General features: G+C 66.3%; 10 protein-coding genes. All 10 read right to left on the bottom strand.

Features of this window, described 5'->3' with window-relative positions; genetic code table 11:
* Positions 1-15: 15 nt before the first annotated feature.
* The 10 genes from ACWD3D_RS01160 to secE all read right to left on the bottom strand — a co-directional run bounded on the left by ACWD3D_RS01160 (position 16) and on the right by secE (position 14,144).
* Positions 16-774: a hypothetical protein gene (locus ACWD3D_RS01160; RefSeq protein WP_451458829.1), complete on the bottom strand. Its 759-nt coding sequence runs from the start codon at positions 772-774 to the stop codon at positions 16-18.
* Positions 775-939: 165 nt separating this feature from the next.
* The gene (locus ACWD3D_RS01155) at positions 940-4,839 is read right to left on the bottom strand and encodes a DNA-directed RNA polymerase subunit beta' (RefSeq protein ID WP_275493793.1); all 3,900 of its coding nucleotides are present in this window, start codon (positions 4,837-4,839) and stop codon (positions 940-942) included.
* A 129-nt stretch (positions 4,840-4,968) separates the two neighbouring features.
* Positions 4,969-8,454: a DNA-directed RNA polymerase subunit beta gene (rpoB, locus tag ACWD3D_RS01150; protein WP_451458828.1), complete on the bottom strand. Its 3,486-nt coding sequence runs from the start codon at positions 8,452-8,454 to the stop codon at positions 4,969-4,971.
* Positions 8,455-9,055: 601 nt separating this feature from the next.
* Positions 9,056-9,436, bottom strand: a complete 381-nt coding sequence (gene rplL / locus ACWD3D_RS01145) for a 50S ribosomal protein L7/L12 (protein ID WP_266705291.1) — start codon at positions 9,434-9,436, stop codon at positions 9,056-9,058.
* Positions 9,437-9,518: 82 nt separating this feature from the next.
* Complete coding sequence (rplJ, locus tag ACWD3D_RS01140; RefSeq protein WP_266705293.1) at positions 9,519-10,076, bottom strand: 50S ribosomal protein L10; 558 nt, start codon at positions 10,074-10,076, stop codon at positions 9,519-9,521.
* 317 nt (positions 10,077-10,393) lie between these two features.
* The gene (locus tag ACWD3D_RS01135; protein ID WP_451458827.1) at positions 10,394-11,308 is read right to left on the bottom strand and encodes a hypothetical protein; all 915 of its coding nucleotides are present in this window, start codon (positions 11,306-11,308) and stop codon (positions 10,394-10,396) included.
* 174 nt (positions 11,309-11,482) lie between these two features.
* Positions 11,483-12,205: a 50S ribosomal protein L1 gene (gene rplA, locus ACWD3D_RS01130; RefSeq protein ID WP_451458826.1), complete on the bottom strand. Its 723-nt coding sequence runs from the start codon at positions 12,203-12,205 to the stop codon at positions 11,483-11,485.
* 82 nt (positions 12,206-12,287) lie between these two features.
* Entirely contained in the window at positions 12,288-12,722 is a 435-nt protein-coding gene (rplK, locus tag ACWD3D_RS01125) for a 50S ribosomal protein L11 (RefSeq protein WP_451458825.1), read from the bottom strand.
* Between the two features lie 176 nt (positions 12,723-12,898).
* Positions 12,899-13,786 carry a transcription termination/antitermination protein NusG gene (gene nusG, locus ACWD3D_RS01120; protein ID WP_451458824.1) on the bottom strand — a complete coding sequence of 296 codons (888 nt, stop codon included), beginning with the start codon at positions 13,784-13,786 and terminating at the stop codon, positions 12,899-12,901.
* 73 nt (positions 13,787-13,859) lie between these two features.
* On the bottom strand, positions 13,860-14,144 hold the full coding sequence (gene secE, locus ACWD3D_RS01115; protein WP_266705301.1) for a preprotein translocase subunit SecE: 285 nt from the start codon (positions 14,142-14,144) through the stop codon (positions 13,860-13,862).
* Between the last annotated feature and the right edge of the window lie 13 nt (positions 14,145-14,157).

The raw sequence follows: 14,157 nt of genomic DNA, 5'->3' as shown, positions 1-14,157 counted from the left end.
CAAGATTGCCTCTTCCTAGAAGGTGGGCAGTCCCACTGCTGACCGAGCGGCCATGCCCATCGCGAGCGAAGCGATGACACTCGCCAGCGTACCGATGAGGAAGTACTCCGAGGCGTACTTGCCGTGATCGTTCGTCGGGACCCTCGCCAGTGACTTGGCGGCGAGCACCAGCGCGGCGGCCTCCGGCTGGCCGGCGCCGATGAAAGCGAAGAGGAGTCCCCGCTCCAGCAGACCGATCGTCCGGCTGCCGCTCATGAAGTCGAGCGCACGATCCCTGTCCGGTCCCGCGGGCAGGGATTCCACCTCGACGCGGACCGGCGCCGTGGCCAGGGCCGCCAGCGCTCCTCCGCCGAACACGGCTACCAGCAGCGCCGAGACGAACACGGACACCCGGTCGCTGAGGACGAATTCGAGGCTGAGGACTTTCGTCGTTCCGCCCGCCGTCCACAAGCCCATGACCACAGCGAGGGTCAGCAGAGCCAGCCCCGCCCGTCGAGTGGCCCGGGCCGGACCCGAAGTCAGCGGAAGAGACAGGGAGAACCCGAAGCCCGGAGCTCCCGGCGCCCTCATGACCAGTACCGAGCCGACGGCCATCAGCACAGCCGCGGCCCACGCGGACCACGCCCGCCCGTCCCCGACGTACGGCGCTATCGCGTAGGCACCGTAGAGACCTGCGAACAGCACCGTGGCAGCCGGTCTCGTACGGTGCCAGTCGGCCCCCCAGGGCGTCGCCAGCGCCGCCGCCACGCCGAAGAACACCCGTGTCGTCTCCATGCCCACGCCCCCCGATCCCACGCGTGCCGGCCGGCGCGTGCGGGCGCCGGACTCTACCGGCACGGAAAACCTGATGCGGGCCACTCACGAAAATCCCCCGCACAACGCCGCAGGGCGGCCACCCCTTCCGGGGTGACCGCCCTGCGGACCGATCAAGCGACTCGCTTACTGGTTGTACGGACCGTAGTCGTAGTCCTCCAGCGGAACGGCCTGGCCGGAGCCGGTGCCGAACGGCGAGTAGTCGATGTCGTCGTAGCCGACGGCCGAGTACATCGCGGCCTTGGCTTCCTCGGTCGGCTCGACCCGGATGTTGCGGTAGCGGGCGAGGCCCGTACCGGCCGGGATGAGCTTACCGATGATGACGTTCTCCTTGAGGCCGATCAGGGAGTCCGACTTGGCGTTGATCGCCGCGTCGGTCAGAACCCTGGTCGTCTCCTGGAAGGACGCCGCCGACAGCCACGACTCGGTGGCCAGCGAGGCCTTGGTGATACCCATCAGCTGCGGACGGCCGGAGGCGGGGTGTCCGCCCTCGGTGACCACACGACGGTTCTCGGTCTCGAACTTCGAGCGCTCGACGAGCTCGCCCGGCAGGAGCTCCGCGTCGCCGGACTCGATGATCGTCACGCGGCGGAGCATCTGCCGGATGATGATCTCGATGTGCTTGTCGTGGATCGACACACCCTGCGAGTTGTAGACCTTCTGGACTTCGCCGACCAGGTGGACCTGGACCGCACGCTGGCCGAGGATGCGCAGCACGTCGTGCGGGTTGGTCGCACCGAAGGTCAGCTTCTGGCCGACCTCCACGTGGTCGCCCTCGCGGACGAGCACCTTGGAGCGCTTGGAGATCGGGAAGGGAGTCTCTTCGCTGCCGTCGTCCGGCGTGACGATGATCTTCTTGGTCTTCTCGGTCTCTTCGATCCGGATGCGGCCTGCGGCCTCGGAGATCGGAGCGACACCCTTCGGCGTACGAGCCTCGAAGAGCTCGACGACACGGGGCAGACCCTGCGTGATGTCGTCACCGGCCACACCACCGGTGTGGAAGGTACGCATCGTCAGCTGGGTACCGGGCTCACCGATGGACTGGGCGGCGATGATGCCGACCGCCTCACCGATGTCGACCAGCTTGCCGGTGGCGAGCGAGCGTCCGTAGCAGAAGGCACAGGTGCCGACCGCGGACTCACAGGTCAGGACGGAACGCGTCTTGACCTCCTCGACACCCGCGTTGACGAGGGCGTCGATGAGCACGTCACCGAGGTCCACGTTGGCCGGCGCGATGACCTTGCCGTCGATGACGACGTCCTCGGCCAGCATGCGGGCGTACACCGAGGTCTCGACGTCGTCCGTCTTGCGCAGGACACCGTCCTCGCCCTTGACGGCGATCTTCAGCTTGAGGCCGCGGTCGGTGCCACAGTCCTCTTCGCGGATGATCACGTCCTGCGAGACGTCCACCAGACGACGGGTCAGGTAACCCGAGTCGGCGGTACGCAGCGCGGTGTCGGCCAGACCCTTACGGGCACCGTGCGTGGAGATGAAGTACTCGAGGACGGTGAGGCCCTCACGGAACGACGCCTTGATGGGACGCGGAATCGTCTCGTTCTTGGCGTTCGACACCAGACCACGCATACCGGCGATCTGACGCATCTGCATCATGTTTCCTCGGGCACCCGAGTCAACCATCATGAAGATGGGGTTCACCTTGGGGAAGTTCGCGTTCATCGCCTCGGCAACCTCGTTGGTCGCCTTGGTCCAGATCGCGATGAGCTCCTGCGTGCGCTCGTCCTTGGTGATCAGACCACGCTCGTACTGCTTCTGGACCTTCTCGTCCTGCTCCTCGTAGCCGCGCACGATGGCCTTCTTGGCCTCGGGAACGACGATGTCGGAGACCGCGACGGTCACACCGGAGCGGGTCGCCCAGTGAAAACCGGCCGCCTTCAGGTTGTCGAGCGTCGCCGCCACGATGACCTTGGGGTAGCGCTCGGCCAGGTCGTTGACGATCTCGGAGAGCTGCTTCTTGCCCACCGAGTAGTCGACGAACGGGTAGTCCTCGGGCAGCAGCTCGTTGAAGAGCGCGCGGCCCAGGCTCGTACGCAGACGGAAGGTGTCGCCCGGCTGGTACTCGGGCTCGCCCTCTTCGGCGACCGGCGGCACCCAGCCACGCGGCGGGATGGTGCCCACCGGGAAGCGGATGTCGACCTTCGCCTGCAGCGACAGCTCGCGGGCGTCGAAGGCCATGGTGGCCTCGGCCGTGGAGCCGAACGCGCGGTCCGTGCCCTTGACGTTGCGGCCCTCTTCGTCCGTGGTGAGGAAGAAGAGACCCAGCACCATGTCCTGGGTCGGCATGGTGACGGGGCGACCGTCGGCCGGCTTCAGGATGTTGTTCGAGGACAGCATCAGGATGCGGGCCTCGGCCTGCGCCTCCGCGGAGAGCGGCAGGTGCACGGCCATCTGGTCACCGTCGAAGTCCGCGTTGAACGCGGTGCAGACGAGCGGGTGGATCTGGATGGCCTTGCCCTCGACCAGCTGGGGCTCGAAGGCCTGGATGCCGAGGCGGTGCAGGGTGGGTGCACGGTTCAGCAGCACCGGGTGTTCGGCGATGACCTCTTCGAGGACGTCGTACACGACGGTGCGGCCACGCTCGACCATGCGCTTCGCCGACTTGATGTTCTGCGCGTGGTTCAGGTCCACCAGGCGCTTCATCACGAACGGCTTGAAGAGCTCCAGGGCCATGGCCTTCGGCAGACCGCACTGGTGCAGCTTGAGCTGCGGGCCGACGACGATCACGGAACGCGCGGAGTAGTCCACACGCTTGCCGAGGAGGTTCTGACGGAAACGGCCCTGCTTGCCCTTGAGCATGTCGCTCAGGGACTTCAGCGGACGGTTGCCGGGGCCCGTGACCGGGCGACCACGACGGCCGTTGTCGAACAGCGCGTCGACGGCCTCCTGGAGCATGCGCTTCTCGTTGTTCACGATGATCTCGGGGGCACCGAGGTCGAGAAGGCGCTTCAGGCGGTTGTTGCGGTTGATCACGCGGCGGTACAGGTCGTTCAGGTCGGAGGTCGCGAAGCGGCCACCGTCCAGCTGCACCATCGGACGCAGGTCCGGCGGGATGACCGGCACGCAGTCGAGCACCATGCCCTTGGGCTTGTTGCTGGTCTGCAGGAACGCGGAGACGACCTTGAGGCGCTTGAGCGCACGGGTCTTCTTCTGGCCCTTGCCGGAACGGATGATCTCGCGGAGGCGCTCGGCCTCCTCGTCGAGGTCGAAGGACTCCAGGCGCTTCTGCAGCGCGGCGGCGCCCATGCAGCCGTCGAAGTACGTGCCGAAGCGGTCACGCAGCTCGCGGTAGAGCAGCTCGTCGCCCTCGAGGTCCTGGACCTTGAGGTTCTTGAAGCGGCTCCACACCTCGTCGAGACGGTCGATCTCGCGCTGCGCACGGTCGCGCAGCTGCTTCATCTCGCGCTCGGCACCTTCGCGCACCTTGCGGCGCACGTCGGCCTTGGCGCCCTCGGCCTCCAGCTCGCCCAGGTCGGTCTCGAGCTTCTTGGCGCGGTTCTCCAGGTCGGAGTCGCGACGGTTCTCGACCTGCTGACGCTCGACGGAGACGTGGGCCTCCAGCGACGGGAGGTCGCGCGTGCGGCGCTCCTCGTCGACGAACGTGATCATGTACGCGGCGAAGTAGATGACCTTTTCGAGGTCCTTCGGCGCGAGGTCCAGCAGGTATCCGAGGCGCGACGGGACGCCCTTGAAGTACCAGATGTGGGTGACGGGAGCGGCAAGCTCGATGTGGCCCATGCGCTCGCGGCGCACCTTGGCGCGCGTGACCTCGACGCCACAGCGCTCACAGATGATGCCCTTGAAGCGGACACGCTTGTACTTGCCGCAGTAGCACTCCCAGTCCCGGGTCGGACCGAAGATCTTCTCGCAGAAGAGTCCGTCCTTTTCGGGCTTGAGCGTGCGGTAGTTGATGGTCTCCGGCTTCTTCACTTCGCCGTGGGACCAGGTCCGGATGTCGTCCGCGGTGGCAAGGCCGATCCGCAGCTCGTCGAAGAAGTTGACGTCGAGCACTTGTCGTCAATCCCTCTTTCGGGGGTTCGAGCCCCTCGCCGTCAAGCGAAAAGATGGGGCACTTCAGCAATGGTCTGAACGGGTCCCGGGAGGGCCGGCCGGATCACGGGGATCCGGCCGGCCTACCCGTCAGACCTCTTCGACGCTGCTCGGCTCGCGCCGGGACAGGTCGATACCGAGTTCCTCCGCCGCGCGGAAGACGTCCTCGTCCGTGTCGCGCATCTCGATGGACATGCCGTCCGAGGACAGCACCTCCACGTTGAGGCAGAGCGACTGCATTTCCTTGATGAGCACCTTGAAGGACTCAGGGATGCCCGGCTCAGGGATGTTCTCGCCCTTGACGATGGCCTCGTAGACCTTCACGCGGCCGGTCACGTCGTCGGACTTGATCGTCAGCAGCTCCTGGAGGGCGTAAGCGGCGCCATAAGCCTCGAGCGCCCACACCTCCATCTCTCCGAAGCGCTGACCACCGAACTGAGCCTTACCACCGAGCGGCTGCTGGGTGATCATGGAGTACGGGCCGGTCGAACGAGCGTGGAGCTTGTCGTCGACCAGGTGGTGCAGCTTGAGGATGTACATGTAACCGACCGAGACCGGCTCCGGGAACGGCTCTCCGGAACGGCCGTCGAACAGGTTGGCCTTTCCGGTGGGCTGCACCAGGCGGGCGCCGTCGCGGTTCGGGATCGTGGCGTTGAACAGGCCGGAGATCTCGTCCTCGCGCGCACCGTCGAAGACGGGCGTGGCGACGTTGGTGCCGGGGGCGACCTGGTCGGCACCGATGGCCTGGAGCCGCTTGGCCCACTCGTCACCGAGGCCGGAGACGTCCCAGCCGCGGCTGGCGAGCCAGCCGAGGTGGATCTCCAGGACCTGTCCCGGGTTCATTCGGGACGGGACACCCAGCGGGTTGAGGATGATGTCGACCGGGGTGCCGTCCTCCAGGAACGGCATGTCCTCGATCGGCAGGATCTTCGAGATGACGCCCTTGTTGCCGTGACGGCCGGCGAGCTTGTCACCATCGGTGATCTTGCGCTTCTGCGCGACGTAGACGCGGACCAGCTGGTTCACGCCCGGCGGCAGCTCGTCGCCCTCTTCGCGGTCGAAGACGCGGACGCCGATGACCTTGCCGATCTCACCGTGCGGCACCTTCAGCGAGGTGTCGCGCACTTCGCGCGCCTTCTCACCGAAGATCGCGCGGAGCAGGCGCTCCTCGGGGGTCAGCTCGGTCTCGCCCTTGGGCGTGACCTTGCCGACGAGGATGTCACCGGCGACGACCTCGGCACCGATACGGATGATGCCGCGCTCGTCGAGGTCGGCGAGGACCTCTTCGGAGACGTTCGGGATGTCCCGGGTGATCTCCTCCGGGCCGAGCTTGGTGTCACGGGCGTCGACCTCGTGCTCCTCGATGTGGATCGAGGAGAGGACGTCGTCCTGCACGAGGCGCTGCGACAGGATGATCGCGTCCTCGTAGTTGTGACCCTCCCACGGCATGAACGCCACGAGCAGGTTCTTGCCCAGGGCCATCTCACCGTTCTCGGTGGCCGGACCGTCGGCGAGCACCTGGTCGGCGACGACCCGGTCTCCCTCGGACACGACGACCTTCTGGTTGACCGAGGTGCCCTGGTTGGAGCGCATGAACTTGGCGATGCGGTACGTGGTGTACGTGCCGTCGTCGTTCGTGACGGTGATGTAGTCCGCGGAGACCTCCTGGACCACACCGTCCTTCTCGGCCTTCAGCACGTCACCGGCGTCGGTGGCGCAGCGGTACTCCATGCCGGTGCCGACGAGGGGCGCCTCGCTCTTGATGAGCGGGACGGCCTGACGCATCATGTTCGCGCCCATGAGGGCACGGTTGGCGTCGTCGTGCTCCAGGAAGGGGATCATCGCGGTGGCGACGGACACCATCTGGCGCGGCGAGACGTCCATGTAGTCGACCTCGGCCGGCGGCACGTAGTCGACCTCACCGCCGCGGCGGCGGACCAGGACGCGGGGCTCGGTGAAGCGCAGCTCGTCGGAGAGGGTCGCGTTCGCCTGGGCGATGACGTAGCGGTCCTCCTCGTCGGCCGTGATGTAGTCGACCTCGTCGGTGACCTGGCCGTCGGTGACCTTGCGGTACGGCGTCTCGATGAAGCCGAACGCGTTGACGCGGCCGTACGAGGCGAGCGAACCGATCAGACCGATGTTCGGGCCTTCAGGGGTCTCGATCGGGCACATGCGTCCGTAGTGGGACGGGTGCACGTCTCGGACCTCGAAGCCGGCCCGCTCACGGGAGAGACCACCCGGGCCAAGAGCCGACAGGCGGCGCTTGTGGGTGAGACCCGACAGCGGGTTGTTCTGGTCCATGAACTGCGACAGCTGGCTGGTGCCGAAGAACTCCTTGATGGAGGCGACGACCGGCCGGATGTTGATCAGGGTCTGCGGCGTGATCGCCTCGACGTCCTGGGTCGTCATGCGCTCACGCACGACGCGCTCCATACGGGCGAGACCCGTGCGGACCTGGTTCTGGATCAGCTCGCCGACGTTGCGCAGGCGGCGGTTGCCGAAGTGGTCGATGTCGTCGGTCTCGACGACGATCGAACGTCCGGACTCGCCGACCGTCTCGGTCTCACCGGCGTGCAGCTTGACCAGGTACTTGATGGTCGCGATGACGTCGTCGGTGGTGAGCACGCCGGCGTCCAGCGGCTCGTCGGCGCCGAGCTTCTTGTTCACCTTGTAGCGGCCGACCTTCGCGAGGTCGTAGCGCTTCGGGTTGAAGTAGAGGTTCTCGAGCAGCGTCTGAGCGGCCTCGCGGGTCGGCGGCTCACCCGGGCGCAGCTTGCGGTAGATGTCGAGCAGTGCGTCGTCCTGGCCCTGGGTGTGGTCCTTCTCCAGGGTGGCGCGCATCGACTCGTACTCGCCGAACTCCTCCAGGATCTGCTCGGTCGTCCAGCCGAGAGCCTTGAGGAGGACGGTGACCGACTGCTTGCGCTTGCGGTCGATGCGGACACCGACCATGTCGCGCTTGTCGATCTCCATCTCCAGCCAGGCACCCCGGGACGGGATGATCTTGGCGGAGTAGATGTCCTTGTCGGACGTCTTGTCGATCGAGGAATCGAAGTAGACGCCGGGGGAACGGACGAGCTGCGACACCACGACACGCTCGGTGCCGTTGATGACGAAGGTGCCCTTGTTGGTCATGAGCGGGAAGTCGCCCATGAAGACCGTCTGGGACTTGATCTCGCCGGTCTCGTTGTTGGTGAACTCGGCGGTGACGAAGAGCGGGGCGGCGAAGGTGAAGTCGCGCTCCTTGCACTCGTCGATCGAGTTCTTCGGGGGCTCGAATCGGTGGTCGCGGAACGTGAGCGACATCGACCCGGAGAAGTCCTCGATCGGGGAGATCTCTTCGAAGATTTCCTCGAGGCCGGACTTGGTGGGGACGTCTTGTCCACTGTCCAGAGCAGCCTCGACGCGAGCCTTCCAGGCGGCATTACCGAGGAGCCAGTCAAAGCTCTCGGTCTGCAGCGCGAGGAGGTTCGGAACCTCGAGGGGCTCCTTGATCTTTGCAAAGGAGATGCGCAGCGGGGCGGTGCTGGCACCGTTGTTCGTATTCGCGGTCGAGGCGTTGCGCGAGGCGGCCAAGAGGGGGTCCTTCCGAGGGCTCGGACTCACTACGCGCGTACCGGTCCCATGCCGACACGAAGACGGAAATCCCAGTTCAGGGAGAATCTGTCATCGATGCTCAAGCGTGGGCATGCCCCTGGTGACGGGCAGGAGGCAGCTAACAGGCAGCGCAAAGGGACAGTGTAGCCAAGCGGCACACTGATGTCCAGTCGGGGTTCTCAGAGACCCGCGTCGCTGTCAACAGCTGTTCTCAACACCTTTTCAGCCCTCGCGCGGCTCGTGCCGCGCGCTTCTTTACTTCCCGCTTCGTATCCGATCCATGCCTCGGATGAGGATCGAGATGAAGACGCGTCCTGAGAATTGCGCGCCGCGTGCGGTTCGTCAAGGCCCCCCGGCCCGCTCGCGCCCCCTGAAGCCCGCTCCGGGGCTCCTGGGTCCTCACCGGCGCCCTCAGGTGGCGTACGGCGATGATCACCCTACTACCCACCGGCGGAAGAGCAAGGCGGGCGACTCGGATACGCCGAAGGGCGACCACCCGGTCGGGTGATCGCCCTTCGCGTTCGCGACGGACCCCGCCTCACGGCAGGGGCGTCACTGATGAGTCAGAAGACTCGTGAAGTCACTTGACCTCGACGGAGGCGCCGGCGCCCTTGAGGGACTCGGCAGCCTTCTCGGCGGCCTCCTTGGCGACCTTCTCGAGGACGGGCTTCGGAGCGCCGTCGACGAGGTCCTTGGCCTCCTTCAGGCCGAGGGAGGTCAGCTCACGCACGACCTTGATGACCTGGATCTTCTTCTCGCCGGCACCCGTGAGGATGACGTCGAACTCGTCCTGCTCCTCGACGGCCTCGACGGCGGCAGCGCCACCGGCGGCGGCAACGGCGACCGGGGCGGCGGCCGTGACGTCGAACTTCTCCTCGAACGCCTTGACGAACTCGGAGAGCTCGATGAGGGTCAGGGTCTCGAACTGCTCGAGCAGCTCTTCCTGGGACAGCTTCGCCATGATGGCGTCCTTCCACTAAGTCGGCAGGTGCCGGATGTATATGTCGGCGGGCGTACGAAGGGCCCGCTGGACCGCTGAGTGATTACTCGGCAGCCTCGGCGGGCGCCGGCGTACCGGCACCGCCCTGCTCTTCCTTCTTGGCACGAAGAGCTTCCGCGGTGCGGACGAACTTCGAGGGGAGCGCCTGGAAGAGTGCGGCAGCCTGAGACTGCTTGCCCTTCATGGCACCTGCCAGCTTGGCGAGCAGAACCTCGCGGGACTCGAGGTCCGCGAGCTTCTTGAACTCATCGGCGGACAGCGCCTTACCGTCAAGGACACCGCCCTTGATGATGAGGTTGGGGTTGTCCTTGGCGAAGTCACGAAGACCCTTCGCCGACTCCACCGGGTCACCGGTGACGAAGGCAACCGCCGTCGGACCTGCGAACAGGTCGTCCAGCGTGTCGATCCCGGCCTCGTTGGCCGCGATCTTGGTCAGCGTGTTCTTCACCACGGCGTACTGGGCGTTCTCACCGAGCGAACGGCGCAGCTGCTTGAGCTGGGCCACGGTGAGACCCCGGTACTCGGTCAGCACGGCGGCGTTCGAGCTGCGGAACTGGTCCGCGAGCTCGGCTACCGCGGCAGCCTTGTCGGGCCTTGCCATGAGCGTCGGCCTCCTTCCGGGTGATGAGGACCGCTCAGAAGGGGCCGGGAAAGACGAAACGCCCCAGCACAAGTGCCAGGGCGCGGCTCGACCGGACGAATCCGGGAGCGTTCCACAGTCACCTGCGCAGGTCGTCCGTCTGTACGGAACCTTCGGTTGGCGCCCCTTCTTGCGAAGGCACACCAACGACCAGCGGTCTTTGGCTTCTCAAGGAGACTACGCGACCAGGACCGTGCGGGGCAAATCCGTCCGGAATCCGTGGGGTGCGGGAGGTTTGGGCCCGCACCCCACGGGCCAAGGGAAGGGTCGGACAGGGGTCAGGAGGCGGCCTGCGCGGCCTGGCCGGCGATCTCCTTGAAGTCCGTCGTGTCCCCGGCGGCGGGCGCCTGGACGCTCACCGGCGTGCCGTAGCCGCTGTAGAAGACAGTGCTGTTCATCGCGCCGGCGGCGCTGTCTCCCCGCTCGGTCTTCTTGACGAGCAGGTCGTCCTTGTCGACCCACACGTCGATCGTCTCCGTCTTCAGGCCGGTCTTTTCCAGCTGGTCCTTGAGCTCCTGGAGCTGGGCGGCGTCGAGGTTGCCGTTCCTGGCGGTGAGCGCGGCCACGTCGACGACACCGGAGTAGTGCGTGGTGGCGACGCCCCGGACGTCCTCCGCGCCGACCTTCTTCACGTCACCCGCCGCCAGCAGGGCCTTCACGCCCTCCTGGGGAGTGGTGTTCTTGATCTGGTTCTGCACCGCCTCGCCGGACGCACCGGTGAGTGCGGCGAGATCGGCCCAGGCGTACCGGAGCCAGTGCTTGCCCCCGAGGGCGGAAGCGAAGGCGTCGCCCATGTTCACGTAGTAGGCGTCCTTGAGATACAGCGCCCGCATCGTGCCGTCGGTGCCCATCTTCGCCATGGCCTCGCCCATGGTGCCGCCGGTGTACTTGATGCTGACGTCCCCGGTCATACCGTCCGACCAGTCCATGCCCCCCGACATCGTCATCGACATGGTGGTGCCCATGGTCATGGTGCTCTCCACCTTGGCGGAGTGGACGCTGTCGCCCTTCGTCTGCACCTTCTTGAGCGCGGCGATCGGCGACACGGCGACCGCGGCGGCGGCAGGGCTCTTGTCGCCGTTCTTGCCGCCAGAGCCGCTCGCCTCGTCGGACCCCCCGCAGGCCGCCACCGAAGACAGCGCCGTCACCGTCACGACCGACACGCACACGCGCCGCAGTGTCTTGCTCGTCATTCCGAACCCCACCCCTCGTACGTACTGTCGTCCCACCCTCGCACAGAGGGCTGACAGCAATCGGTGCGAGCCCTTCCGTACGGGCCGCTCCCGGATACGAAGACGGGCCCCGCAACCAAATGGTTGCAGGGCCCATCTACACGCGTGACGCGGCTACCTGGTGAGCGCGGGGGCTCAGACGGCGGCCGGGTCCTCCTCGACGAGGAGGTTACGGGTGCGGTTCTGGTCCAGCGGGATGCCGGGGCCCATCGTGGTGGCCAGTGCGGCCTTCTTGATGTAGCGGCCCTTGGCGGCCGACGGCTTCAGACGGAGGATCTCCTCCAGCGCGGCGGCGTAGTTCTCGACCAGCTTCGTCTCGTCGAAGGAGACCTTGCCGATGATGAAGTGCAGGTTCGAGTGCTTGTCGACGCGGAACTCGATCTTGCCGCCCTTGATGTCGTTGACAGCCTTGACGACATCGGGGGTGACGGTGCCGGTCTTCGGGTTCGGCATCAGACCACGCGGACCGAGCACGCGGCCGAGGCGGCCGACCTTGCCCATGAGGTCCGGGGTGGCGACGACGGCGTCGAAGTCCAGGCGGCCCTTCGCGACCTCGTCGATGAGCTCGTCGGAGCCGACGATGTCGGCGCCCGCGGCTTCCGCGGCCGCAGCACGGTCACCGGTCGCGAAGACCAGGACCCGGGCGGTCTTGCCGGTGCCGTGCGGGAGGTTCACGGTGCCACGGACCATCTGGTCGGCCTTGCGAGGGTCGACGCCCAGGCGGAAGGCGACCTCGACGGTGCCGTCGAACTTGGTGGACGCGGTCTCCTTGGCGAGACGGACGGCCTCGAGCGGGGCGTAGAGACGCTCCCGGTCGATCTTCGCGTCCGCAGCGCGGAGGTTCTTGCTGCGCTTCACTGCTGCTCCTGTGTGTTCAGAGTGTGGAGTCGTGGTGCGGACCAGCGCCTGGTCCTACCACTTGAGGCCGTGGAGGCTGGACTCAGCCTTCGACCGTGATGCCCATGGAACGGGCGGTGCCAGCGATGATCTTCGACGCGGCGTCGAGGTCGTTGGCGTTCAGGTCGGGAAGCTTGGTCGTGGCGATCTCGCGGACCTGGGCGGCCGTCAGCTTGGCGACCTTGGTCTTGTGCGGCTCGCCGGAGCCCTTGTCCACACCAGCGGCCTTGAGGATCAGCTTGGCGGCCGGCGGCGTCTTGGTGATGAAGGTGAAGGTGCGGTCTTCGTAGACCGTGATCTCCACCGGCACGACCATGCCACGCTGCGACTCGGTCGCGGCGTTGTAGGCCTTGCAGAACTCCATGATGTTGACGCCGTGCTGACCCAGTGCGGGGCCGACCGGCGGAGCCGGGTTGGCCGCACCGGCGTTGATCTGGAGCTTGATAAGCCCCGTGATCTTCTTCTTCTTGGGAGGCATTGCTCTCTCCGGGTCCTAGTGAGAGTGTTTCGCCGCCATTCCGGTCATCCGGACGGAGGCATACCGCACAACGATAACGGGTATAGCTGCGCGACCAAAAACCGAGCAGGTCAGACCGGCTGCGAAGCCTGTCTGACCTGCTCGGTAAGCATGCGTCCAGAAGGAGGCGAAAGCCGTCAGTTCTTCTGGATCTGGTCGAAGCTGAGCTCGACCGGGGTCTCACGGCCGAAGATCTCCACGAGACCCTTGACCTTCTTCGAGTCGGCGTTGATCTCGTTGATCGTCGCCTGCAGGGTCGCGAACGGACCGTCGGTGACGGTGACCGAGTCGCCCACCTCGAAGTCGAGCACCTGGACCTCGACCCGACGGGCCGGAGCCGGCTTGCCCGCGGCCTCGGCGGCCTCACGGGCGGCCTTCTCCTCGGCCTCGGGAGCGAGCATCTTCACGATCTCGTCCAGGGTCAGCGGATACGGGTCGTAGGCGTTGCCCACGAAGCCGGTGACGCCGGGCGTGTTGCGGACGACGCCCCAGGACTCGTTGGTCAGGTCCATGCGCACCAGGACGTAACCCGGCAGCTTGTTCTGGCGGACGTTCTTGCGCTCGCCGTTCTTGATCTGGACGATCTCTTCCTCGGGGACTTCCGCCTGGTAGACGAACTCCTCGACGTTGAGCGAGACGGCGCGCTGCTCCAGGTTGGCCTTCACACGCTTCTCGTACCCGGCGTACGTGTGGATGACGTACCACTCGCCGGGCAGGGTGCGGAGTTCCTCGCGCAGGGCGGCGACGGGGTCGACGGGGGCGGCCGGCTCGGCGGCTTCCTCGGACTCCTCGTCGGCGTCGTCCTCGGACTCGTCGGCGAGCGCCTCGTCGTCCTCGTCGGAGTCTTCCTCGTCGGAGTCGTCCTGGTCGAGCTCGGCGTCGGCGCTCTCGTCAGCAGCTTCGACCTGGTCCGAGGACTCGGAGGACTCGGACTCCGAGGCCTCAACGATGTCGTGCTGGTCCTCGGCGGACTCGAAGGCGTCCGTCCCGGACTCGGCGGCGTCGTTCAGGTTCGGGTCAGACACGATGGCTGCTTCTTCCTGGATACAAATGGGTGGAACATGCGAAAGGGGCGCCGGTGAGGCGCCCTCCGCGGGATCAGCCGAAGACGTACTTGATGACCCGCTGGAATCCGAAGTCAATCACGGTAACGAGACCAATCATGACGACTACGAACACAATCACCACGGTGGTGTACGTGCTCAGCTGCTTGCGCGTGGGCCAGACGACCTTGCGCAGCTCGGCGATGATCTGACGGTAGAAGAGCGCGAGACGGCCGAAGGGGCCCTTCTTGCCGCGCTTGCCGCCCTTCCGAGTCTTCTTGGACTCGGGTGCTTCATCCTCAGCATCAGGCATGTCGATGGAGCCCACGGCGTCCGTCACGCTACTCACCTGA

This window comes from Streptomyces sp. NPDC002690 (assembly GCF_053592415.1).
The sequence above is the reverse complement of the archived record's forward strand: the minus strand, read 5'-3'. Positions and strand labels throughout refer to the sequence as shown.